26 protein-coding genes and 1 tRNA gene are annotated in these 21,518 nt (G+C 67.8%); 12 read left to right on the top strand and 15 right to left on the bottom strand.

Annotated features, from left to right (window positions below; translation table 11 throughout):
* Positions 1 to 14 precede the first annotated feature (14 nt).
* From CBF90_RS05595 to CBF90_RS05580, 4 genes are all read right to left on the bottom strand, one after another.
* Complete coding sequence (locus CBF90_RS05595; protein ID WP_023954751.1) at positions 15 to 1,310, bottom strand: MFS transporter; 1,296 nt, start codon at positions 1,308 to 1,310, stop codon at positions 15 to 17.
* The gene (locus CBF90_RS05590; protein ID WP_023954749.1) at positions 1,307 to 1,891 is read right to left on the bottom strand and encodes a helix-turn-helix domain-containing protein; all 585 of its coding nucleotides are present in this window, start codon (positions 1,889 to 1,891) and stop codon (positions 1,307 to 1,309) included. The genes CBF90_RS05595 and CBF90_RS05590 overlap by 4 nt, the downstream gene beginning before the upstream one ends.
* An 84-nt stretch (positions 1,892 to 1,975) precedes the next feature.
* Positions 1,976 to 2,719: an SDR family oxidoreductase gene (locus CBF90_RS05585; RefSeq protein ID WP_071917924.1), complete on the bottom strand. Its 744-nt coding sequence runs from the start codon at positions 2,717 to 2,719 to the stop codon at positions 1,976 to 1,978.
* 4 nt (positions 2,720 to 2,723) lie between these two features.
* The gene (locus CBF90_RS05580; RefSeq protein ID WP_306460399.1) at positions 2,724 to 4,415 is read right to left on the bottom strand and encodes a 2-isopropylmalate synthase; all 1,692 of its coding nucleotides are present in this window, start codon (positions 4,413 to 4,415) and stop codon (positions 2,724 to 2,726) included.
* A 273-nt stretch (positions 4,416 to 4,688) separates the two neighbouring features.
* Between CBF90_RS05580 and CBF90_RS05575 the strand changes: the two genes are divergently transcribed.
* Together CBF90_RS05575 and CBF90_RS05570 are read left to right on the top strand one after the other, a co-directional pair.
* On the top strand, positions 4,689 to 5,312 hold the full coding sequence (locus CBF90_RS05575) for a FadR/GntR family transcriptional regulator (protein ID WP_306460396.1): 624 nt from the start codon (positions 4,689 to 4,691) through the stop codon (positions 5,310 to 5,312).
* An 888-nt stretch (positions 5,313 to 6,200) separates the two neighbouring features.
* Positions 6,201 to 6,680, top strand: coding sequence for a DUF2087 domain-containing protein (locus CBF90_RS05570; protein ID WP_088380116.1), 480 nt, complete (start codon positions 6,201 to 6,203; stop codon positions 6,678 to 6,680).
* Between the two features lie 12 nt (positions 6,681 to 6,692).
* Here CBF90_RS05570 and CBF90_RS05565 read toward each other — a convergent pair whose 3' ends face one another.
* The 5 genes from CBF90_RS05565 to CBF90_RS05545 all read right to left on the bottom strand — a co-directional run bounded on the left by CBF90_RS05565 (position 6,693) and on the right by CBF90_RS05545 (position 9,459).
* Entirely contained in the window at positions 6,693 to 7,160 is a 468-nt protein-coding gene (locus CBF90_RS05565; RefSeq protein WP_088380115.1) for a DUF805 domain-containing protein, read from the bottom strand.
* A gap of 236 nt (positions 7,161 to 7,396) precedes the next feature.
* Entirely contained in the window at positions 7,397 to 7,948 is a 552-nt protein-coding gene (locus CBF90_RS05560; protein ID WP_088380114.1) for a GNAT family N-acetyltransferase, read from the bottom strand.
* Positions 7,945 to 8,313 (bottom strand): SdpI family protein, encoded by a 369-nt coding sequence (locus CBF90_RS05555; RefSeq protein WP_088380113.1) that lies wholly within the window; start codon positions 8,311 to 8,313, stop codon positions 7,945 to 7,947. Before CBF90_RS05555 ends, CBF90_RS05560 begins: the two co-directional genes overlap by 4 nt.
* A 108-nt stretch (positions 8,314 to 8,421) precedes the next feature.
* The gene (locus tag CBF90_RS05550) at positions 8,422 to 8,703 is read right to left on the bottom strand and encodes an iron-sulfur cluster assembly accessory protein (RefSeq protein WP_023954731.1); all 282 of its coding nucleotides are present in this window, start codon (positions 8,701 to 8,703) and stop codon (positions 8,422 to 8,424) included.
* Between the two features lie 117 nt (positions 8,704 to 8,820).
* Positions 8,821 to 9,459 carry a hypothetical protein gene (locus CBF90_RS05545; protein ID WP_141097135.1) on the bottom strand — a complete coding sequence of 213 codons (639 nt, stop codon included), beginning with the start codon at positions 9,457 to 9,459 and terminating at the stop codon, positions 8,821 to 8,823.
* Between the two features lie 84 nt (positions 9,460 to 9,543).
* On the opposite strand from CBF90_RS05545, the gene CBF90_RS05540 reads away from it, so the two are divergent.
* The 3 genes from CBF90_RS05540 to CBF90_RS05530 all read left to right on the top strand — a co-directional run bounded on the left by CBF90_RS05540 (position 9,544) and on the right by CBF90_RS05530 (position 11,748).
* Positions 9,544 to 9,615, top strand: a tRNA-Arg gene (locus CBF90_RS05540).
* Positions 9,616 to 9,689: 74 nt separating this feature from the next.
* Entirely contained in the window at positions 9,690 to 10,010 is a 321-nt protein-coding gene (locus CBF90_RS05535; RefSeq protein ID WP_088380253.1) for a nucleotide pyrophosphohydrolase, read from the top strand.
* Positions 9,997 to 11,748, top strand: coding sequence for a DUF2075 domain-containing protein (locus CBF90_RS05530; RefSeq protein ID WP_088380111.1), 1,752 nt, complete (start codon positions 9,997 to 9,999; stop codon positions 11,746 to 11,748). Before CBF90_RS05535 ends, CBF90_RS05530 begins: the two co-directional genes overlap by 14 nt.
* A 48-nt stretch (positions 11,749 to 11,796) precedes the next feature.
* Here the strand turns inward: CBF90_RS05530 and CBF90_RS05525 are convergent, their stop codons facing one another.
* Positions 11,797 to 12,423, bottom strand: a complete 627-nt coding sequence (locus tag CBF90_RS05525) for a response regulator transcription factor (RefSeq protein WP_088380110.1) — start codon at positions 12,421 to 12,423, stop codon at positions 11,797 to 11,799.
* A gap of 541 nt (positions 12,424 to 12,964) precedes the next feature.
* Here CBF90_RS05525 and CBF90_RS05520 point away from each other — a divergent pair.
* Positions 12,965 to 13,516 (top strand): LysM domain-containing protein, encoded by a 552-nt coding sequence (locus CBF90_RS05520; RefSeq protein ID WP_088380109.1) that lies wholly within the window; start codon positions 12,965 to 12,967, stop codon positions 13,514 to 13,516.
* 20 nt (positions 13,517 to 13,536) lie between these two features.
* Complete coding sequence (locus CBF90_RS05515) at positions 13,537 to 13,764, top strand: RNA-binding S4 domain-containing protein (protein ID WP_023954721.1); 228 nt, start codon at positions 13,537 to 13,539, stop codon at positions 13,762 to 13,764.
* A gap of 42 nt (positions 13,765 to 13,806) precedes the next feature.
* On the opposite strand, the gene CBF90_RS05510 is transcribed toward CBF90_RS05515, so the two are convergent.
* On the bottom strand, positions 13,807 to 13,992 hold the full coding sequence (locus tag CBF90_RS05510; protein WP_141097134.1) for a hypothetical protein: 186 nt from the start codon (positions 13,990 to 13,992) through the stop codon (positions 13,807 to 13,809).
* The gene (locus tag CBF90_RS05505) at positions 13,989 to 14,189 is read right to left on the bottom strand and encodes a hypothetical protein (protein ID WP_088380107.1); all 201 of its coding nucleotides are present in this window, start codon (positions 14,187 to 14,189) and stop codon (positions 13,989 to 13,991) included. The genes CBF90_RS05510 and CBF90_RS05505 overlap by 4 nt, the downstream gene beginning before the upstream one ends.
* A gap of 111 nt (positions 14,190 to 14,300) precedes the next feature.
* Here CBF90_RS05505 and CBF90_RS05500 point away from each other — a divergent pair, with 111 nt between their 5' ends.
* Complete coding sequence (locus CBF90_RS05500; protein WP_088380106.1) at positions 14,301 to 14,942, top strand: hypothetical protein; 642 nt, start codon at positions 14,301 to 14,303, stop codon at positions 14,940 to 14,942.
* A gap of 328 nt (positions 14,943 to 15,270) precedes the next feature.
* Here the strand turns inward: CBF90_RS05500 and CBF90_RS18185 are convergent, their stop codons facing one another.
* Positions 15,271 to 16,335 carry a hypothetical protein gene (locus CBF90_RS18185; RefSeq protein ID WP_141097133.1) on the bottom strand — a complete coding sequence of 355 codons (1,065 nt, stop codon included), beginning with the start codon at positions 16,333 to 16,335 and terminating at the stop codon, positions 15,271 to 15,273.
* A 270-nt stretch (positions 16,336 to 16,605) separates the two neighbouring features.
* Here CBF90_RS18185 and abc-f point away from each other — a divergent pair, with 270 nt between their 5' ends.
* Positions 16,606 to 18,249, top strand: coding sequence for a ribosomal protection-like ABC-F family protein (abc-f, locus tag CBF90_RS05495; protein WP_088380105.1), 1,644 nt, complete (start codon positions 16,606 to 16,608; stop codon positions 18,247 to 18,249).
* Positions 18,250 to 18,280: 31 nt separating this feature from the next.
* Positions 18,281 to 18,688 carry a hypothetical protein gene (locus CBF90_RS05490; protein ID WP_088380104.1) on the top strand — a complete coding sequence of 136 codons (408 nt, stop codon included), beginning with the start codon at positions 18,281 to 18,283 and terminating at the stop codon, positions 18,686 to 18,688.
* A gap of 13 nt (positions 18,689 to 18,701) precedes the next feature.
* Here CBF90_RS05490 and CBF90_RS05485 read toward each other — a convergent pair whose 3' ends face one another.
* Positions 18,702 to 19,088 carry a GntR family transcriptional regulator gene (locus CBF90_RS05485; RefSeq protein WP_088380103.1) on the bottom strand — a complete coding sequence of 129 codons (387 nt, stop codon included), beginning with the start codon at positions 19,086 to 19,088 and terminating at the stop codon, positions 18,702 to 18,704.
* Complete coding sequence (locus CBF90_RS05480) at positions 19,085 to 20,149, bottom strand: hypothetical protein (protein WP_088380102.1); 1,065 nt, start codon at positions 20,147 to 20,149, stop codon at positions 19,085 to 19,087. Before CBF90_RS05480 ends, CBF90_RS05485 begins: the two co-directional genes overlap by 4 nt.
* 127 nt (positions 20,150 to 20,276) lie before the next feature.
* Here CBF90_RS05480 and CBF90_RS05475 point away from each other — a divergent pair, with 127 nt between their 5' ends.
* Both CBF90_RS05475 and CBF90_RS05470 read left to right on the top strand, forming a co-directional pair.
* A complete protein-coding gene (locus CBF90_RS05475) occupies positions 20,277 to 20,522 on the top strand; it encodes a helix-turn-helix domain-containing protein (RefSeq protein WP_064954960.1) in 246 nt (81 codons plus the stop codon).
* Entirely contained in the window at positions 20,519 to 21,511 is a 993-nt protein-coding gene (locus tag CBF90_RS05470; RefSeq protein WP_088380101.1) for an SRPBCC domain-containing protein, read from the top strand. The genes CBF90_RS05475 and CBF90_RS05470 overlap by 4 nt, the downstream gene beginning before the upstream one ends.
* Positions 21,512 to 21,518 lie beyond the last annotated feature (7 nt).

The raw sequence follows: 21,518 nt of genomic DNA, 5'->3' as shown, positions 1-21,518 counted from the left end.
CGCGGCGCTGGGGCCTAGAGTGCCGTCTGTTCGTTCGGGCGCCGTTCCATCAGCCGCCAAGCTCCGCCCGCGAGGGGTGCCGTCGTGACCACGGTGTAGATGATCGCGACGATGCCGAACGACGCGAAGAGACCGAGGCCATCGGCGGCGATGCCGCCGAGCAGCGCGCCGAGCGGGACCCCTGCCCACGTGCCGGCGTTGATCAGACCGAAGACGCGACCGCGCATGGGCGCCGGGACGCGTTCGAGCTGTACTGCGCCGAGGATCGGGTTCAGCGCGCCGGCCGCGAGCCCCGAGATGCCGGCGGCAGCGACGAGCACCGGGAACGGCGCGCCGAGGGCGAACACCGCGCTGGACGGGCCGCCGGCGACGAGGAAGCACAGCGCGAAGGTCACGCGCCGCGGCATCCTGTGCGCAATGAAGCCGAACGCGACGTTGCCGATGAGCGCGCTCCCTCCCATGACGGCGACGATGACGGCGAGGGCTCCGGCGCCGCCGAGCTCGGCGTTCGCGTAGAGAGGCATCAGCGAGGCGCTGCGGGCAGCATCGAGCAGATTGGTGATGAGCACCATGCCGACGATGAGGCGCATGAGCGGATCACGCACGACGAACCGGAACCCGTCACGCAGCTCGCGCCAGTACGAGCGCCGGGCTGCAGCATCCGTGTCGCCGTCGGCGGCCATTCGCACTGTCGTTGCCGGGACCATCAGGCGGGTGATCGCAGCCGAGATGAGAAACGCGACAGCGTTCGTGACGAGCGCCGCCATCGGTCCGAGGAGGGCGACGAGTGCGCCGGCGACGGATGCGCCGATGAGCTTGGAGAGGCGCTCCGAGCCGTCGAGGAGCCCGACGCTCCGCTCGATGCGGACGCGGGCGGTCTCGGTGAGCTCGGGCAGCATGACCCGGCGCGCGATCTGTCCGGGAGTGTCGAGCACGCCGCTCGTGAAGACGAGCGCCAGCAGAGCCCAGAAGGGCAGGCCCACCGTGAGCGCGAGCGCGGGGATCGCGAGAACCGTCACACCGCTCACGATGTCGGCGACGATCGCGGTGCGACGGCCGCCGATGCGGTCGATGACCACCCCGCCGAACACGCCTCCCACGATGACGGGCGCGGTCGCGGCGAACGCGGCCAGCCCGACCTCGACGCCCGAGCCGCCCGTGGCCAGGACGTAGAAGGGGATGGCGAAGGCCGTGATGACGTTGCCCGTCTGCGAGATCGCGTGCGCCGACAGAAGGGCGTAGAGGGCGCGGGATGCTGCGCGCCGGTGCGTCGCATCGGCCGAACGGACAGGGGAGTCGGTCGTGGTCATGGCCGGCGGTAGGCCTGGTAGACGAGGGCGACCGGTGCGGTGGTCTCGTCTGCGTCGTCGTGCCGCGCGCTCGCTTCTTGCCACCGGTGCATCAGCGATTCGAGTTCGGAGCGCATCGCGGCCAGCTCGTCGAGCGTGAGTCGTAGCGTGCGGTCACCGGTGGTGCCGGCGGCGACCCATTCGGCGGGGAGGGTCGGCATCGCGTCGACGTATTCGCTGTAGCGGGCGGCGTAGATCTGCGCGATCGACTTCTCCAGCGCCGATGAGGCAGCGCGTTGGGCTGGGTCGTCGAGGTGTTCGGCCGGTTCCCACGTCGTCTCGGCGGCGGCGGCCTGCCACCAGCGCTCGCGCTGGTCGGCGCTGCGCGGCTCGGCGGGCTCTATGAGATCGATCGAGGCGAGTTTGCTCAGGTGGTAACTGATCGTGCCCGGCGCTTCGTCGACGACCTCGCCGAGCTGAGCCGCCGTCTGCGGTCCGTTCTCGCGCAGGAGGCCGAGCAGCCGCAGTCTGGTCGGGTGTGCCAGCACGCGCATGGCGGCAGCGGTCTCGAGTCGAGAGGCGGAGCGGTCAGCAGAGGTCATAACCGCAACGCTAGATGCACAAGGAGCATTGCGCAACAAGTCTTGTGCTTTATCGGATGCGGCGGGCGAGGTGCGACAGACGCCTCAGCTCTGCGCCGCGAGCCACTCCGCGAACGTGACGGTGCCGCGTTCGGCGTTCGCGTGCCCGCGCAGGCGCCCCGACGACATCGCGCGACCGAACGATCCCGGCAGGCGCATCTCGATCGTGGTGCGGCGGATGCCGCGGGCATCGAGCAGCGCTCGCACCATGTCGATGAGCAGCTCGTCGCGCGGCCCGGTCAGATCGCGCGCCCGGCCGACCGGCTCGCCCTCCGCGAGCGTGACGAGGTGCTCGGCGACCTCGCGTGCAGCGATCGGGCGTACCCGGGCGGCCGGCACGACGGTGATCGGGCCCATCTTTCCGCGGACGAGCGTCTGCTCGGCGAACTCGTGGAACTGCGCAGCGCGGAGCAGCGTGTGGGGGAGCGCCCCGCGCTGCACGGCCCGTTCGTGCGCCAGCTTCCCGCCGTAGTAGGCGGCATCCACCCCGTCGATGCCGACGATCGAGAGCGCGACGAGGTGCCCGACTCCGGCGGCCGTTCCCGCCTGTTGCAAGTTGGCTGACACGCTCTCGAAGAACCGCCGCGAGCGATGCCGCGAGAGCGTCTGGATGCCGCTGACGTCGACGATCGTGTCGACACCGTCCAGCACCGACGGTGGGAGCGAGGCATGCTCGAGGTCATGACCGTTGCTGCGCGCGAGCGCGACGACGTCATGTCCGCGTTCGGTGGCGATGCTGTGGACGAGCTTGCCGACGGTGCCGGTGCTGCCGGCGATCGCGATCCTCACGAGGTCAGTATGACGCTTCGGCCGGCCTCTGCGCGGCGCGGATGATCGCGTCGAGAGTGGCAGCGAGCACGGATCGGTTCGAGCCGGCGGCCCAGGCGACCACGCCGGAGCCGTCACGGTACTCAACGAGGGTCAGGGCGTCGGTATCGGTGCCGCTGCCGATGCTGCTCTGGTGCAGGCTGAGCACCTCGATGGCGATCCCGTGCTCGGCGAGGGCGGCCGTGAGCGCCTCGACGGGTCCGACTCCGGGGTGCTCGCCGGTGTGCGTGACCCCGCCGACGGTGAGGGTGATCTCGGTGCCGGCATCCGTCGAGTCGTAGCGCGTCAGCCGCGGGCCGGTCGTGATGTCGCCGAGATAGGTCGTCCGGAACAGCTCCCACAGCTCGCTCGCCGTGGCCTCGCCGCCGCCGGCATCCGTGTGTCGCTGCACGTGCCGGGCGAACTCGATCTGGAAGCGCCGTGGCAGTTCGATGCCGTACGCCGTCTCGAGCAGGTACGCGACGCCGCCTTTGCCCGACTGTGAGTTCACCCGGATGACGGCGTCGTAGCTGCGCCCCAGGTCGGCGGGATCGATCGGCAGGTAGGGCACGCGCCAGTCGATCTCGCGCTCGTCGCGCCGGAGCGCGGCGGCACGTTCGCGGTGCTCGCCGAAGCCCTTCTTGATGGCGTCTTGGTGCGTGCCGCTGAAGGCCGTGTGCACGAGGTCTCCGACGTACGGATGCCGCGGGTGGATCTCGATGCGGTTGCAGTACTCAACGGTGCGCCGGATCTCATCGATGTCGGAGAAGTCGATCATCGGGTCGACGCCCTGCGCATGCAGGTTGAGCGCGAGCGTGGCGATGTCGACGTTGCCGGTGCGCTCGCCGTTGCCGAAGACGCATCCTTCGACGCGCTGGGCCCCGGCCAGTACGGCCAGCTCGGCACAGGCGATGCCGGTGCCGCGGTCGTTGTGCGGGTGGACCGACAAGATCACCGAATCGCGACGGGCGAGGTTTCGATGCATGTACTCGATCTGATCGGCGTACACGTTCGGTGTCGCGATCTCGACGGTGGCGGGGAGGTTCAGGATGACGGGGCGCGCGGGCGTGGCATCCCACATGGTCGTCATCGCGTCGCAGACCTCGAGCACGTAGTCGGGCTCGGTCAGGTTGAACACCTCGGGCGAGAACTCGAAGCGGACGTTCGGCGAGTCGCCCGCGAGGCGCAGCACGTCCTCACCGCCCGCGAGGATGAGCTCTGCCAGCTCGGCGCGGTCGCGCCCCAGCACGACATCCCGCCACACCGGTGCGGTAGCCGTGTACATGTGGATGACGACCTCGTTGCGGATGCCGCGGATCGACGCGACCGTCCGCTCGATCAGGTCGCGTCGTGCGGGCGTGAACACGACGATCGTGACGTCGCCGGGGGCGAGATCGGTCTCGGCGATCAGCCGCACGAAGTCGTAGTCGGTCTGCGAGGCGGAGGGGTAGCCGACCTCGATCTCCTTGTAGCCCATCGTCACGAGCAGCTCGAAGAAACGACGCTTGCGTTCGGGATCCATGGGTTCGGCGAGGGCCTGGTTGCCGTCGCGGAGGTCGACGGGCACCCACAGCGGTGCGGACGTGAGGCGGTTGGCGGGCCAGCTGCGCTGGGTTGCCTGATCTGCCGCCGGGATGTCGACGCGCGCGAACGCGTCACGGTACCGGTGTGACGGCATCTGCGACTGGCGCTGCCGGTTCCAGGCGGGCGCATCGGCGGGGACGGGGCCCGCGGGCGTGGAGAGGCGGGTGGAGGCGTGGATCGTCATGGGTCTTCTCGCATTGGTCGGTAGGGGAGACCGGCGCGGGGAGGCTCCACGGTGGGGAGCCGGTCTGGCTAGGCCCCGCCGTGGCGGCGAAGAAGGAGGTCGTGACGGTCGAGCATGACCCAGACGCTAGCACAACTCCTCAGACAAGCTGAGGTGTTTCCTGATCGATGAGAGGATGTGGGTATGACGACCGTTCGCCGAGAACCCCTCGCCGACCAGGCCGCCGAGCTGCTGCTCTCGCGGATACGTGCCGGGGAGTGGGCGCTGGGTGCGAAGCTGCCGGGGGAGACGACCCTCGCGCCGCAGCTCGGCGTCGGTCGCTCGACCGTCCGCGAGGCGATCCGGCAGCTCGCCGGACGCGGGGTGCTGACCTCACGCCAGGGAGCGGGTGTGTTCGTCGCCGCGCTCGACGCCCCCGAGGACTGGTCGCGCGTCGTCGGACGGGCCGACATCCGCGCCGTGCTCGAAGCGCGTCTCGCGATCGAGGTCGAAGCGTCGGCGCTCGCCGCCGTGCGCCGGACCCCGGCCGAGGTGCGGGCGCTCCGTGCCGCGTTGGATCGGCGCGCCGCCCACCGTTCGGATATCGAGGAGCACGTCGACACGGATGCCGCGTTCCACCGGGTCATCGTCGCCGCGTCGCACAATCCGCTGCTGCTCGAGATGTTCGACGGTTTCACCCCGCGCAGCCGCGAGGCCATGATCGCGATGCTGCGGGTGGTGCGGGTGGTGGCGACGCGGACCACGAGGTGCACGAGCGCATCGCCGACGCGATCGCCGACCGCGATGGCGAGCGCGCGGCGGCGCTGACCCGCGGGCACCTGATGTCACTGCTGGATCAGTTGGCAGCCTGAGTGCGCCGGGCCCGGCGCGATGGCTGCGCACGTGAGGTCGATGAGTAGTAGGGGGCGAGGCGATTCACTTGGCAGCTGCGGCCGCTTCTTGCGCTGTGAGAGGGCTCGAGGTGACAGGTGAAGCGCAGTCTCCCTGGGCTGCGCGAGTTCGCTCGCGTATGCGTCGGTTCAGCTGTCAGCTGCGGCCCTTTCTGGCGCTGTAAAGGGGCGCGAGGTGCCGGGTGAAGCGCGGTCTGCCTGGGCTGCGCGAGCTGGCACGCGTATGCGTTGGTTCACTTGGCAGCTGCGGCCCCTTCTGGCGCTGTGAAGGGGCGCGAGGTGCCGGGTGAAGCGTGGCCTCCCTGCGCCGCGCGAGCTGGCACGCGTAGGTGTCGGTTCACTTGGCAGCTGCGGCCCCTTCTGGCGCTGTGAAGGGGCGCGAGGTGTCAGGTGAAGCGTGGCCTCCCTGCGCCGCGCGAGCTCGCACGACGCGTACGCGTCGGTTCACTTGGCAGCTGTGGCCCCTTCTGGCGCTGCGAGTGGGCGCGAGGTGTCAGGTGAAGCCTGGCCTCCCTGGGCTGCGCGAGCTGGCACGCGTGCGCGTCGGTTCACTTGGCAGCTCTGGCCCCTCCCGGCGCTGTAAAGGGGCGCGAGGTGCCGGGTGAAGCGCGGTTTGCGTGCACGCCCCTAGCTGCGCGCGTTCGCACGCGCTTAGGCTTCTGCTCTCTCGGGATTCACCTGTCAGCTCTGGCCCCTTCTGGCGCAGTGAGGGGGCTTGAGGTGACAGGTCAGACATCCGATGGCCCGCGCTGCGCGGTCAGCTCGTCGCCTTGATGCGCGCGCCGCGGTCGGTGAGGATCGAGGGATGTCTGCTTCGTCGCTGCGTCCGGTTCGCTCCCTCGTCATGATGCTTCGCAGCCCGCGCCTGCGCGTGGCTTTCGCCGAGCTGATCGGGCCGACGCCGACGGCATCCGCGGAGGAGCAGTCAGAGGCGTTCGTTCGCAGCGGCATCGCCGAGCGGACGGATGACGGCATGCGGCTGAGTGAGAGCTTCCTGGATGAGGCGCTCGCCGCGCTCGATGCTCAGCTCGGCTCGCTGACTTCGCTGCAGGGCTCGCAGATCTCAGCCGGCGACCTCGCGCTGGACGAGCTCGACCCCGCTGTGGCGGCCGTGGCGCGCCGGGTCGTCGGCGAGGGCGAACGAGTCACCGAGCCGGCGCTCAACGAGCGGTTGAGCATGTTCGTGACGGATGCCGCGTTCTTCCGCCGTCACGCCGTCGACACCGGTGTGCTCGAGCGGACGGCCGACGGAGCGCTGTACTGGCTCGCCGACCGCCCGGAGTGATCGAGGCTGCGGTCAGCGGTCGAAGCGAGCTCCCGCGGGGTTCGAGGGGAGCACGCAGAGCACCAGCACGACCAGGCTGCCGATGCCGGCGACCAGGCTGAGGAACCAGAACGGCCCTGCGAGGTTCGCGTCGTGCAGGCGGCGCCACGAGAGGGCGATCGTGGGAACCAGCGTCGCCAGGTGCCAGACAGCGATGAGCAGCGCGCCGATGCCGAACAGCGGGCCGGGCGCGACCGCGCCGGTCACCGAGTCGTAGGTGGCGCCGGAGAATCCCAGGATGCCGGCGATGATGTAGAGCACGGCGGTCACGATGGCGGCCGCGAGGTACCACCACCAGAACTCGCTGCGGCTTGCGCGACCGGTGAAGGTGGCGTACTTCTTCCAGAAGCGGCTGAAGGCCTGGCCGAAGCTCGCGCCGTAAAGGGGCTGCGAGAGCGGGTCGACGTTCGAGGCGGCGGGCTGCGGGGCGGCGTAAGACACGGGATCCTCCAGGGTGACGCGACGGGTCGCGCCGGCATGGCGCGCCTCATTTTCCCGTGCCGGTATTTCGGCCGTGAGTCGTGTTGCGCGTCGTGACAGCGGGCATGTGCGATCGTTACAATCTCCGCCTCTCCGCTGCGGCGCTCGATGCGATTCGCTTGTTAGGTCACGCCGCTATCGACGCCGCGAGTGGGCGCGAAGCGCCAGGTGGGCCACGTTTGGCCGTCGCCCGGACCTCAGGGCTCGAGGATCCTCTGGAACAGCCGGTGGTCCTGCCAGCGGCCGGCGATGAGCAGGTATTCTGGCGCGGTTCCGAACTCGACGAAGCCGCACTTTCTGAGCACGGTTTGCGAGGCGACGTTGTCGACGAGCGTGCCGGCCTGGATGCGGTGCAGCTGCAGTTCGTCCGCCGCAAGGAGTGAGATCTCGTTGACCGCCGCGGTCATGAGGCCGCGGCCTGCGTAGCTTCGGTCGATCCAGTAGCCGAGGTTGCCGCTCTGGAAGGCTCCGCGGGTGATGCCCGAGAGCGTCACTCGTCCGACGATTCGCGAGCCGTGGGCAAGCACGAGGGGGAGCGCCGTACCGGCCTCGCGGCTCGCGACGAGGGCAGCGATCTCGGTGCGCTGACCTGCCTCGGTGGTGAAGTCCGCCGGGCGGAGGGGCTCGAAAGGCGCGAGATGCTCGGAGTTCACGCGGTAGGCCTCGGCGAGTGCCGCGGCATCCTCCGTGCGGAGCGACCGCAAGACGACATCGTCGTGCAACGCGATCTCGACGGGGGATGTCGTCATCGTGCTGCCTCGGTTGCCGCCAGCGCCGCTTTGGTTCCGACGCGGGTTCCCCACATCATCACGATGACCATGAGCGCGGCGCCCGCGAGCACCATGATCCCGAGCGCTGCCGGCGGCATCGGCACGAGAGACACCACGCCGATCGCGACCGCCAGGTAGCCGGTGAGCAGAGTCGCACCTTTCGAACGCTCGTGCGCGGCGCGCCAGGCTTCGTCGCTGGCCCTGGTGCTGGGTGTGCGGATGCCAGCGAGCGAGTTCCGCTTCAGCTTTCCGGATGCCGCAGCCCGCGCCATCCAGATCAGCAGAGCACCCGAGCCGGCCATCGTGACGAACAGGACGATGCGGGGGATGATCTCGGCTTCCATCCCTTCGACCCTATCGAGGGGCCTTCGGCGCGCGGAGCCGGACAGACGAGAGCCCCGGCCTCCGCGCTGAGGATGCGGATGCCGGGGCTCTCGAAGTCTGTTGGGGTGTCAGCCCCGGACGCCGAGCGCGAAGCTGATCGCGCCCTCTCCGTCGACCTGGGCGTCGAGCACGCGGTCGTCGAGCGCGAGCGCTGCGGCCGGGTCGACGAAGATGCGAGCACCGTCGGCTTCGACGACGGCATCCTCGCTATGCGGGGCCTCGGCGAGGGAGAGGGCGAAGCCGGTCTCGGGGGAGCCGGAGTCGCTGATACGGATACCGCCGGTCTCGGCGGGGATCTGGGCGGTGAGGTTCTTCACCGCGGTGGCGGCGTTCTCGGTGAGCGTGAGCATGAAGCTCTCCTTCCGTGGATTGCTGCGGAGCCCGCCACGATTCCGAGAATCCGAGCCGAACGCAAACGTGAGCGCCGACTCCCAGGGGATTCTGAAGGTCGGAGGGCGGTTACCGCGTCAGACGGTTTTGGCGAGAACGAAGCTCACGATCAGCCCGAGCAGCAGGCAGCAGACCCACGCGGTCGTCGCCGACACGTACCAGTTCTGCCGGAGCTCGAGACCGAGGCGATCCGGGTGATCGCGCGGGGTGCGGCGCAGGCTCCGCTGTGTGATGAGCATCGGCGGAACCATCAGCACGAAGCACAGCAGCAGACCGATTAGCTGCAGGAGCGCACTAGACGACCGTCCGCCCGGAGCGATGATCTGCCACGCCTCGGCCAGCGCAAGGGTGATGTTGCGCGGCCCGCACAGCGCGACGAGCCCCGCCGCGCCGACGACCATGACGAGGATGCGCAGAGCGCGATCCGGTGCCGTCACGGACGCTCTCGGCGGACTGCCGCCGTGGTGCTGGTGAGCCCAGAACTCGCGATGTGCTCGCCGTCCCGCGAGCGGCCACACCGCGAGGGCGATGAGCCCCGCGAGCACCCAGCCGAGCCACTCATCGCCCTGCATCGGGATGCCGAGCGCGTCGAACGCAATGAGTCCGCCGATCCAGGTCGCCATGGTGGCGGAGAAGAAGACGAACGCGGCGAGGATCCCGACTGCCGTCCGTAGCGGCCCGCGCGCTGGCGCGGCGGCTGGGGCATCTCGGGTCACGTTGGTCAGCTTAGGGCGGGGCGCGCTGGGGTTGAGGAGGGACGGGATGCCGCGGCCCGCGGCCGTCTAGACTTGGGGTGCCTAGCCTCTGTAGCTCAGTGGAAGAGCCACTCCGTCCTAAGGAGCGGGTCGGGGGTTCGAATCCCTCCAGGGGCACCTATTACTCGCTGGCTCGCTTGTCCCGGACCTCCGAAGCCGTGAGTCGGGTCCGCCTGCGGTACCGTCACACCGTGACGAGTGAGTCGGTGAAAGAAGCGTTGTCGCAGTTTGTCGCGGAGCGTGACTGGGGTCAGTTCCACACGGCGAGCAATCTCGCCAAGAGCATCTCAATAGAAGCCGCGGAGCTGCTCGAGTGCTTCCAGTGGAGCGACGATGCCGACGAGACGCGGGTTCGAGAAGAGCTGGCTGATGTCGTAACCTACTGCACTCTTCTCGCGGAGCGGCTTGGCCTCGACTTGGACCAGATCGTTCTCGACAAGCTTGCCGAGACCCGGGCAAAGTACCCCGTCGACAAGGCGAGGGGACGGAGCACCAAGTATGACGCCCTCTGAGATTCAGGAGTTCGACCTCACCGCGTCAAACGTCCGGGCTTGGGCGTCTGAAGATGAGCGGCGGACGAATTGGCCGGTCGTGTATGTACTCGACAGCGCCGGAGCCCCGGGCCCACCGCTCGTCTATGTCGGCGAGACCATCAATGCTGCCTCGCGGATGGAGCAGCACCTGCGCAATCCGGCCAAGGCAGCGTTGCGCCGATCGCGGGTGGTGATCGACGAGGCATCCAACAAGTCAGCTTGCCTCGATCTCGAGTCGCATCTCATCCGCTGGCTTGCAGGTGACGGGCACTTCACCGTTCTCAACGGCAACGAGGGCATCATCGATGCGCGCTACTACGAGCGGGAACGGTACCGGGAGGGCTTCCGCGAGGTCTTCGAGCAGCTGCGCTCCGAGGGGCTATTTCAGCGGAGCATTCCCGAGATCGAGAACACCGATCTATTCAAGCTCTCGCCGTTCAAGGTCCTCACGCATGAGCAAGCGATTGCCGTCGAGCAGATCGTCGAGGCGCTTCTGGAAGATCTCGCGGCGGGCACCCGATCCACCAGCGTCATCCAGGGAAACCCCGGCACTGGCAAGACCATCGTTGCCATCTTCCTCATGAAGCTGCTGGGTGACATACGCGACTATGGCGACGCGGATGAAGTCGAACAGGATTCCCTCTTTGCGGAGTTTTTCGTTCCTGAGAACCGGGAGTTGCTGAGGGGCGTCCGTATCGGGCTCGTCGTCCCGCAGCAGTCGTTACGCGACTCGATCAAGAAGGTCTTTCGGAAGACCCCCAAGGTCAGCGAGGAGCTCGTTCTCAACCCCTTCGATGTGGGCAAGTCGACGGTGCCGTTCGACCTACTGATCGTGGACGAAACGCACCGGCTCAATCGTCGCGCGAATCAGTCGTCGGGCATCCGAAACCGGGACTTCGCTGAGATCAACGCACGGCTCTTCGGACTGGACGACACGACCAAGACTCAACTCGACTGGGTCCGTGCGCAAAGCCGTCACCAGATCTTGCTCATCGACGAGCGGCAGGGTGTCCGGCCGGCAGATCTCCCGAGTGACGTGCTTGACACCGAGATCAGGGACGCGCAGCGAGACAAGCGGTGGTTCCCCTTAGCGAGACAGATGCGCGTCAGGGCGGATGCCGACTATGTCGGGTTCACTCGTCAGCTGCTGCGAGGCGAGCTGCGGGCGGGAGACCGCCCTGACTTCGGCAAATACGATCTGAGGTTCTTCGACAGCGTCGCGGGCATGCAAGATGCGATCCGCGAGCGCGACCGCGAGGTTGGGCTTGCCCGTCTCGTGGCCGGCTACGCCTGGGATTGGAGGACACGAGGGAACAAACCGGGATCCGACTTCGAGCTGGAAGGGATCCCGTTCACGTGGAATCGCACTGACAAGGACTGGATCAACTCTCCCGGGTCGCTGGAGGAGGTGGGATCCATCCATACGGTTCAGGGATACGACCTCAACTACACCGGCGTGATCATCGGTAACGATTTGCGCTATGACGGACGAGTCGCGGTGGATCGCGCTGCGTACCGCGATAGGAAGGGCAAGGAGAACCTGAGCCAGCTCGGTCGGCGCACGACGGATGCGGATCTCCTCGCGCTCGTCCAAAACATCTACGGAGTCCTGCTGACGCGCGGGATTCTGGGGACGTACGTGTACGTCTGTGACCCTGGTCTCCGGGAGTACATGAGATCTGTCATCGATGTCGGCCTGCAAGCGGGCCGCGCCTGACCCGAGCGAGCGCGCCCGAGCGGTTCCCGAACGGAGCCCTGGTTGCGCTCACCTCCCGCGCGCCAACTCCAACGCCAGCGACGTCCTGTCACTGTGTCCCAGCTTCCTCAGCAGCGCCGAGACCGCGTTCTTCACGGTGCCGTGAGCGAGGTGCAGGCGCGCCGCGATCTCCGCGTTCGGTAGCCCGAGCGCGAGCAGCTCGGCGACGGCCTGTTCCGTCTGCGTCAGCTCGGGTGAGAGCGGGGGAGCGACACCGCTGTCACGGCTGAGCGCGACGCGTGCGACGCGCGGGTCGATGACCAAGCCGCCATTCAGGACCTGCCTGATCGAGTCGAGCAGTCGGTCCGGGGAGACATCCTTCAGAAGGAATCCCGCGGCGCCCGCTTCGAGCAGCGACCGGACAAGTTCCGCGTCGTCGAACGTCGTAAGGGCCAGCACGGGCAGACCCGGATGATGCACCGCGCACTCTCGGACGAGCGCCAATCCATCCAGGACCGGCATGCGCGCATCCGCGAGCACGATGTCGGGGCGGACGGTCGGGATGAGCGCGAGCGCCCGCGAACCGTCCTCCGCTTCGCCGACCACCTCGACGCCGCTGTCGGTCTCGAGGATCATTCGCAGGCCGCGACGAAGAAGCTCCTGATCGTCGACGACGAGCACCCGGATGACGCTCACGCGACTCCCGCCGGCACGCTCATATCGACCGCGAGGACCTGCTTGACGCAGGTATCCGGCGACGACCTCGTTGACCCGGTTGATTCGTGCAACGACCCGGAAAAGTTCCCCGGCGCGGTCGGTTGTGAACGCGCGGTTCAGCTCGAACGTCTCGCAGCCGCCGGAAGAAACTCGCTTCCACTGGAACTCGTCGAAGGTGGTGTCGGTGTTTCTGATGACGGGGGAAAACGTCGATCAGACCGCCGCCGGGAATCGCGCCGGAGCTCGTGCGTATGTGTGGGACGTGGACTGATTTGCGGGGTGTAAGCGACGATGGCGAACGTGTTGTTTTGAGGTATGACGGCGCTGTGGTGGGGATAGGCGAGATCGATGGCAACGGATGAACGCGACCCGACTGACGCTGTGTCGACGTCTGCGGCGCTGGCTCGCCATCGTGCCGACAACGCTACGGGCGTGACGGTCTCGACCGTAACCGTCTCGCCGGATTGGATGTTCGGACGCTCTGGCGCGTCGACACGAGTGTCGGATAGCCTCCTCAGCAATGAACAAGGGCGAAGGTGTGTTGCTCGGCGTCTCCGCTCTGGCGGTCGCCGGCCTTGTCGCGATGGCCGCGCCGGCTTTCGCATCCTTCTCAAGCTCCGCCGCCTCCGACTCCGGGGCGTCTGTCGAGCACATGGCAACGGATCAGGGGCCGGCTGGTCCGCCGACAGATGCTGCCGTCGAGACGACGTCTCCTGTCGGTACCGAGGATGAGCTCCCCGGGTATCAAGACATCGGTGGTGGAATCGCCATCCCGTCCACAGGGCCGGGCGATTGCCCGACGTGGGCCGCGATTCATCCCTACGATGCGGGCAATCCCGCGGCGAGACTCGGCGGAACCATCACAGACCTCGGCCCGGCGCCCTACGCATCTGGCGAGGTCGGGCTGAATGATGAGGGCGAGATCTCGACCTACACGGTGGCGTCCGGCGACACGGCGTGGGGCATCAGTGATCGCCTGTGCATCGACTACGTCACCGTGATGGCGTACAACGGCAAGTTCATGCCCCCGGTGGAGATCCAGCCCGGCGACATCCTGGTTCTGCGCCCGTAGCGCTCGGCTAGCATTTCGGCATGGCTGAAACTCCCCGGATCATCGACGTCTCGATCGGGAGCGACGGCATCCGCCTCGGCCAGTTCATGAAGTTCGCGGGCCTACTCGACTCGGGCGGAGACGTGAAGGAAGCCATCATCGACGGTTTCGTCACGGTCAATGGCGAGGTCGACCGGCGCCGCGGACGCCAACTGCAGCACGACGACGTCGTCGTCTTCGACGGACGCGGGGCTCGGGTTCGCCCGTAGCGCCCAGATTCCCTCCCCGCGAGGGGACGAGCGTGGCCGTTCTCAGGGGCCCACGGTCCCGGTGACGGTCGGGCGCGGGAAGTCCGACGGCAGGACAGGCGGTGCATCGTCGTTTCCGCGACCGAAATTGGTGGCCCCGAGGACCACGAACGTCACGATGATCGTGACGTACACGATGGCTCCCGTGATGAAGCCGGGGCTCGTGAGCTGACGGGGCGCAGCCATCATTCGCTGTGACCGCTCTTCTCGCGCGTCCGGCTCCGCTTCTGGTGCAGCCAGTACAGCCCGCCGCTTGAGATGATGATGGTCGCAAAGGTGACGAAAGTCGTGACGGGTGAGTCGGGAGGGAGCACGTTGCCGAGAACCACGATCAGGGTCAGGAGAGCCAGGACGGATGCCGACCATATGGTCCAGTGCTTCCTCATGCGCCCTCCCGATGGTTGACCTCGATGCTATCGATTCGTGTTCGTCGTTCGAATGGCCCACTTGCGCCTCACCTCGCCGGCACCCGCCCCGAGCTGCGCCAAACTGGCCGCATGGAACAGTTCCTCGACGCTGACGTTCCCGCAGGACGCGAGGCGGTCGCCGGCATCCCGCTCCCGCCGTTCGCGACGGCCGCCGACCACCGGCGGTACCTCGACATGCTGCAGCTCTACCTCGCCATGCTCGATCCCGGCGCGCCCGCGACGAACACGGTCATCCTCAACGAAGCTCTCGCCGCTGAGCGCCGGAGTGTGGATGCCGGACCTCTCAGCCCGCTCGCACTGATCGCGAGCCTCTCGTCGTTCTTCCCCGCGCCCTGGACCCCCGACGACCTCGCCGCAGCCCTCGCAGGTCGCATCGGCGCACCGGTGCGCCACCGCGATGCGTGGCGGTGGATGGGTGACCCCGACTTCTCCGCGGTTCCGCGCGAAGGCGGCGGCTGGGACATCGTCCGCCACGAGCGCGGGTCGTTCTCCAACGGGATCCTCGCCCACGACGGCGACCTCGTGCTGCTGTGGATGGACCACTTCCGGTCGCGGTTCCCCCTGCCCTTCGGCCACGCGTACGAGCGAAGCGACGCGGATCTGCTCGCGCCGGCCGTCCGCGCCGCTCGCCGCGCCCACGATGTGAACACCGCCTACCCGTACCTGGTCACCTGGCGCGCCGCGCGCGACGCCGCGCTCGGCGCCGAGTGATGAGCTAGCACTCAGCAACGGGGCTCCAAACATTGTTGTTCGGTACGCGCCCCCAATCCCACGTAGCAAACAATGATTGACGAGGCCGTACGGCGGGGCGGGCTGTAGGTCTGCCACCCGCGGGCATGCGCGTCGCATTGGCGCTCCAGATCCAAAAGGCGGGTGTCTTGCAGTTGACTGCTTCGCGAGGGCGACGTGACGGGTTAGCCGGAGACCCGCCGCCCCGATCGGTGGGATGCCGATTTCACGAGGTGATCGCGGAAACCGCAATGTCAGCGTGATTGTGGCATCACCAGCATATCTAATTGCTCATGTTTTTCGTTTCTGCTCAGTCGCCTTTTACTGCGCTTGACGATTCGAGCCCGAATGGTCGCTGAAGCGTGAGTGAGGGCCGAGCCGCAGGAATATTTGTGCGAATTGCGGACGCGGCGGGCGCACTTGAGACTGAAGTTCTGATGTCATTCATAGCTTTGATGTAATCCGTGAGTTCGTCGAGGACGTTAGGCGCCAACAAGACTTTGACATGAGGGTCCAGGTCGTGCGCGGAAAGAGCATCTCTCAGTGCTCGCGCAGCGCCATCGCCAATGGTCGAACCAACCCCGTCGGGCTCCCAAGTACATGTGCTCGGGTCACTTTCGGCCGGGTACCAGGTGAAGATGGGCCCGAAGCTGGCCGAGCAGAGCTTCTCGAACGCCCACAACATTGCGTCCATCTCGGGTGCAACAAACTGCCACGCGCCGCCTCCGTCGCTGCGGACGGAGCCCGGCGGAATGTTACCGCTGGAGCTTTCCGACCCAAATAGCACGATGCGGACGTCGTCAGCCGTTCCCACGGTTCGCCAGTCATACAGCGACCACATCGCGGGATGCATGAAGACGGTGCGAAAGTCTCGTGCTTCCGCGAGGAACTCGATGGCATCCGTTACCCATCCGCCCTCTCGTACTTTCTCCCACCAGAGAAGGAACTTCTCATTGGAGCTGATTGGCGCCTCTTTGAGTTCGGGGTAGAGCCGGATGCGACCATGAACGGAAGCCAGGGCGGATAATGTCGCGTACACTTGCTCGAAATATCCCTGGGTTAATTCGTAGGCGATGTCCTGCTCGGCTGGCGTCGGCCTCTTGCCGACCCCGAGAGGTGACGATTCGACCGACTCGACGAACGCAAGATACGTGTCGCGCTTCCTGAGGAGTCTGAGGAGTTGCTCGCGGAGGTGTTGGACAGCCATGCGTTGAGCGGGGTTCAGATCCACGTGATCGGCGTTATGGGTCGCGTAGATCAAGCGATGCTTGATTACCGCAGAATAGTTGTCAGCGGGGGTGTGGTTTCGCTCATCGCTGGGGCTGCCGGCATTGGTAGCGCACGTGCTGCCGGCGCCACGGGCCAAAAGATTCATGGCGCGATGCTATCGGGGAGGCGGGAGCTACCACCAGGATTGCGTTCGAACGGTTTCGCGCCACAGGTACCACCGCCGATGCAATCTAGTACTCGGTGTCTATGCGACCGTGGATGTCAAAGCCAGCGCCTCCGCGGTGGTCGACCACAGATCGATGGTGTTGTGAGCTACGAGGGCCTTAGGGTCTGCCTCCGGCCGTAGTCAGTTCAGGGCCGCGGCTTCGAGTCCTGTTAGCGATCGATCATCGCCACCAGATGGAAGAATCGTCCGGTGACCGCAACTCTCGTCGCTCAGGGCCTCGCCGGCGGATACGGCCACCGCACACTCTTCGAGGGCGTCGATCTCACAGTTAGCCCGGGGGATGTCGTCGGGGTCGTCGGCGCCAATGGTGCCGGCAAGTCGACGCTCCTCCGCATCCTCGCCGGGCGCGATGTGCCGCAGGCGGGAACCGTGAGTCTTGCTCCGGCTGACGCGTTCGTCGGCTGGCTGCCGCAGGAGCACGAGCGCGTCGAGGGCGAGACCGTCGCCGCGTACATCGCCCGCCGCACCGGGTGCGCGGAGGCGACGGCGGAGATGGATGCCGCGGCATCCGACCTCGGCGATCCCTCGATCCCCGGCGCCGACGACCGCTACGCCACGGCACTGGAGCGCTGGCTCGCGAGTGGTGCGGCCGACCTCGACGAGCGTCTGCCGATCGTGCTCGCCGACCTCGGGCTCGAGCTCGACGCCGACGGCATCCACATGACATCCCTCTCGGGCGGTCAGGCGGCGCGCGTCGGACTCGCCGCGCTGCTGCTCTCGCGCTTCGACATCGTCCTGCTCGACGAACCCACGAACGACCTCGACCTCGACGGGCTCGAGCGCCTCGAAGCGTTCGTGCGCGGCCTGCGCGGGGGAGTCGTGCTGGTCAGCCACGACCGTGAGTTCCTCGCGCGCAGCGTCACCCGTGTGCTCGAGCTCGACCTGGCGCAGAACTCGCACCGCATCTACGGCGGCGGCTACGACGCCTACCTCGAAGAGCGGGCGACCGTGCGCCGCCACGCCCGCGAGAAGTACGACGAGTTCGCGGGCAAGAAGGCCGATCTCGTCGCGCGTGCCCGCGTGCAGCGCGAGTGGTCGAGCCAGGGCGTCCGCAACGCGATGAAGAAGAACCCCGACAACGACAAGATCCGGCGCAAGGCCGCCACGGAGTCGAGCGAGAAGCAGGCGCAGAAGGTGCGCCAGATGGAGAGCCGCATCGCCCGGCTCGAAGAAGTCGAGGAACCCCGCAAGGAGTGGCAGCTCGAATTCACGATCGGTGCTGCGCCGCGGTCGAGCTCCGTCGTCTCGACGCTTAACGGTGCTGTCGTCCGGCAGGGCTCGTTCACACTCGGACCGGTCTCGTTGCAGGTCAACGCCGGTGACCGGATCGGCATCACCGGGCCGAACGGTGCCGGCAAGTCGACGCTCCTGCGCACGATTCTCGGTCGGCAGGCGCCCGACGAGGGATCGGCGGGACTCGGGTCGAGCGTGAGCATCGGCGAGATCGACCAGGCGCGCTCGCTGCTCGTGGGCTCACGCCCGCTGGCCGACGCGTTCGAGGCCCTCGTGCCCGAAATGGCGTCCGGCGAGGTCCGCACGCTGCTCGCGAAGTTCGGTCTCAAGGCCGATCACGTGCTGCGCCCGGTGGACGAGCTGTCGCCGGGGGAGCGCACGCGTGCCGGCCTCGCGCTGTTGCAGGCTCGAGGCGTGAACGTCCTGGTGCTCGACGAGCCGACGAACCACCTCGACTTACGGGCGATCGAGCAGCTCGAACAGGCGATCGAGTCGTACGACGGCACACTGCTGCTGGTCACCCACGACCGGCGGATGCTGGATGCCGTGAGCACGAACCGACGCTGGCACGTCGAGGGCGGCCGCGTCACCGAGGCCTGAGTCTCGACAGCCATCCCGATAGGGTGCAGGCATGCGATCGCCGATGAAAGCACTGCTCCTGGCCGCATCGATCCTGTTGCTCGCCGGCTGCTCGGCAGGCGATCTGCCCGAGTTTGCGACCGAGCAGACCGACCGCGACGTCGTCGACGACGAGCGGGCGATCGAGGGTATCGCGTCCGAGACGACGCGCTTCGTCGGCGAAGTGGACGGCGTCGAGCTGTTCCTCGCGAAGAGCCAGGACGACGAGATCTGCCTCATTCAGCTCCGCGACGGCGGCTTCGAGAGCACCGCGTGCTCCTCCGGCGGCGGACTCGGAACGACCGTCACGGGAGGGCCTGCCATCGAGGTGGGCGACTTCCGCTACCTGCCGGATGCCGAGAACCGCCCGGGCCGTGAACAGATCAGTGACAGCGTCGTCGTCATCCGGAGTGGGCTGTAGCCCGAGCCCTGCCTCAATCGGCCGGCGGCTGCTCGGTCTGAGCGCTCCACTGCGCCCGCAACACGCTCACGACATCGTCGATCCCCGCGCCCGTGCGCAGCGCCTCATCGGTCAGCTCGCGGATCCGCTTGAGTACGGCATGGGGGAGCACCGCCGCCGATTCCGCGACGCGGGTTCCCGCGGCGGTGCGGCTGACCACGAGCCCCTCCTGCTCGAGCAGCTTGTAGGCCTTCGCGACGGTGCCGGGCGCGACGCCGAGGTCGGCAGCGGTCTGGCGGACGGTGGGAAGGCGTTCGTTGGCCGCGAGCATGCCCGACACGATGAGTCCGCGCAGCTGCAGGTAGATCTCGCGCGACGGGGTGCTCTCGTCAGTCGCGGAGAGAGATCGGGTGAGGGTCACCGGGCGTACCCGACATCCGTCCCCGACGACCCCGGCCTCGGGGATGCCGGAGCAGCAGCCGAGGCGTGATCGGCACGCGGCACGAGCGATCCGCCGACGACGAGAAGAATGCAGAGCGCCACGATCTCGATGATCGGTGCTGCGGCACCGGCGAGAGACGCAAGCTCCGCGTAGCGCCACGCGACGTCGTACGAGGTCGATGTGCCCGGACCGTCGATCACGAGCGTCGTCGTCGAGCCCGCGTTGCCGATGAGGCGCCACCCGCCCGCGAGGGCGAGTAGGCACGCGCCCGTCGTGAGCCACACGACCCCGCCCGCGGTGCGGCGGCGGGCTGCGCGTTCGATCGCGACGGTCTCGGGCCGGAGGAACGAGCGTGCCGCGTTGCGATCGAGGGCGCGCCAGGCGGCGATCACCAGCAGCACCAGCCCGACGAGGGCAGGCACGCCGTAGACCCAGCCGTAGAAGACGACGCGCAACGGGTCGACATCCGCGGCGTTCGGGATCGGGATGACGAGCCAGAGCCAGTCGCCGGCATCGTCAAGCGACGACGCGAGCCCAGCCGCCACGGTAGTCGCCGCGAGGGCGAGGGCTGCGACCGTCACGGCGGAGAGGGCCACCGGTGAACTGAACGACACCCACGATCTGCGCACCGGTGGCGACACGGGCCGTTCGGGGGCGCCCGATCCGCGCGTGCGGACCAGGACGAGCGCGGTGACGACGCCCACCAGCGCGACGACGAGTGGTGTCGCGACGCGCCACCACGACGCGCCGGAGCCGTCCCAGATATAGCCGCGGAACAGGAACTCGAGAACGAAGCCGAGGGCGATGACGACCCCCGCGACGGCGAGGGCGATGTGCTCTCCCGCGTAGCGACGCCGAACCGCGGACCGGCGCGCACCGAGGAGTCCGGCGCCGCGCTCGTCACCGCCGCTCGTGTTGGCCCGGATCGCGACGACGGTCGCGGCGGCCACGAGGCCGAGGACGAACGACATCGGAGGCCACGTCGCGATGGCCCCGGTGAGATCCAGGGGCCCGAAGCTCGCGAGAGAAGGGATGAGCATGCGTGATGCCTTTCGCTTGTACCTCGATAATGACACGAAATGTATCAGGAGCATGACACAAGATGCGCACAGACCTGATGAGCAACCAAGGTTGACAAGATGACTACGAGCAACCTAGGTTGCTTACATGGAATCCACTCAGATCGCCGGCGTCGCCGCAGACACGCGTGATCCACGTGCGGGTCTCCGAGCCATCGCGTCGCTGCGCTCTCTCACCGAACGCCTCGAGCTGGCGCAGGTCGAGGCGGGCCTGCGCGCAGGCATGAGCTGGCAAGAGATCGCCGACGCGCTCGGCGTCTCGCGCCAGGCCGTGCACAAGAAGTACGCCAAACGGATCGATCCGACCATCGACGTCCCGAGGAGAACCCGATGAGCAAGCTGACGGTCGCGACCGCGACGATGTACGACCTGTCCCTCGCCGGTGCGGAGGAGGCATCTCGACTCGGCGAGCAGAACGGTGACATCGACCACCTTCTGCTGGCCCTGACGATCAACGAGCAGGTCGCCGGCCAGGTTCTGCGCGCGCTCGGCGCCTCTCTCGAGCGCACGCGCGCGGCAGTCGAGCAGCAGCACTCCGATCAGCTCGCGTCACTCGGAGTGCAGGCCGCCATGCCCGGTCCCGGCCGCATCACGTATCACGAGCGAGGGGAGTTCGCGTGGAACGATCGCGCCCTCGACGTCCTCCGGCGTGCGGGTCAGGGGGGCAAGCGCGGTGATGCCGCCGCGGTCCTGCGCGAGCTGGTCGACGAGGGCAGCGGGCTCGTCGAGGCGATTCTCCAGCGCCTCGACACGAGCCCGCAGCAGGTGCGCGAGCTTCTCGATCAGGCGGAGCGTTATCCCGCTCTGCCGACCCGCGTCGCCGATAACGGTCGGTCGATCTCGGGTGCCGGCGCGGCACATATCCCCGCTCCCGTCGCAGAGGTGTGGGCGCTGCTCAGCGATCCCGCACGGATGCCGGAATGGGATCTTGGTTTCGGCCGGGTCGACGACCTGCCTGCCACAGCCGCGCCGGGCACCGCATGGACCGCGTACGCACTCGAGACGGCGCCGAACGGCAAGCCGCAGCGCATCAACCCGGAGCGTCGACGCGCCCGCATCGAGCTGATCGAGAGCGAGCCCGCGACGGCGATCGAGTGGGTCACGACCTGGCCCGATTCGCCGACATCGAACAGGCGCCGGATGCGGATCGAACTCGAACCCGCCGCCGGCGGCACCCGCCTGCTGGTCCGTCAAGCGTGGGAACGCACCGCCTCGCGGCGAGGCCTCCCGCCGCTGCGGTGGGTCATGCGACCCCTGTACAGCTTCGCGATCTGGCTGCAGATCTCACAGATCGGTGCATCGATCGGTCGCGTGTTCCGGTAGACGCCCA

The organism is Microbacterium sp. AISO3 (genome assembly GCF_002204305.1).
Taxonomy (GTDB): Bacteria; Actinomycetota; Actinomycetes; order Actinomycetales; family Microbacteriaceae; genus Microbacterium; species Microbacterium arborescens.
Note: the sequence above shows the minus strand (reverse complement) of the source record. Positions and strands in the feature narration are given on the sequence as shown.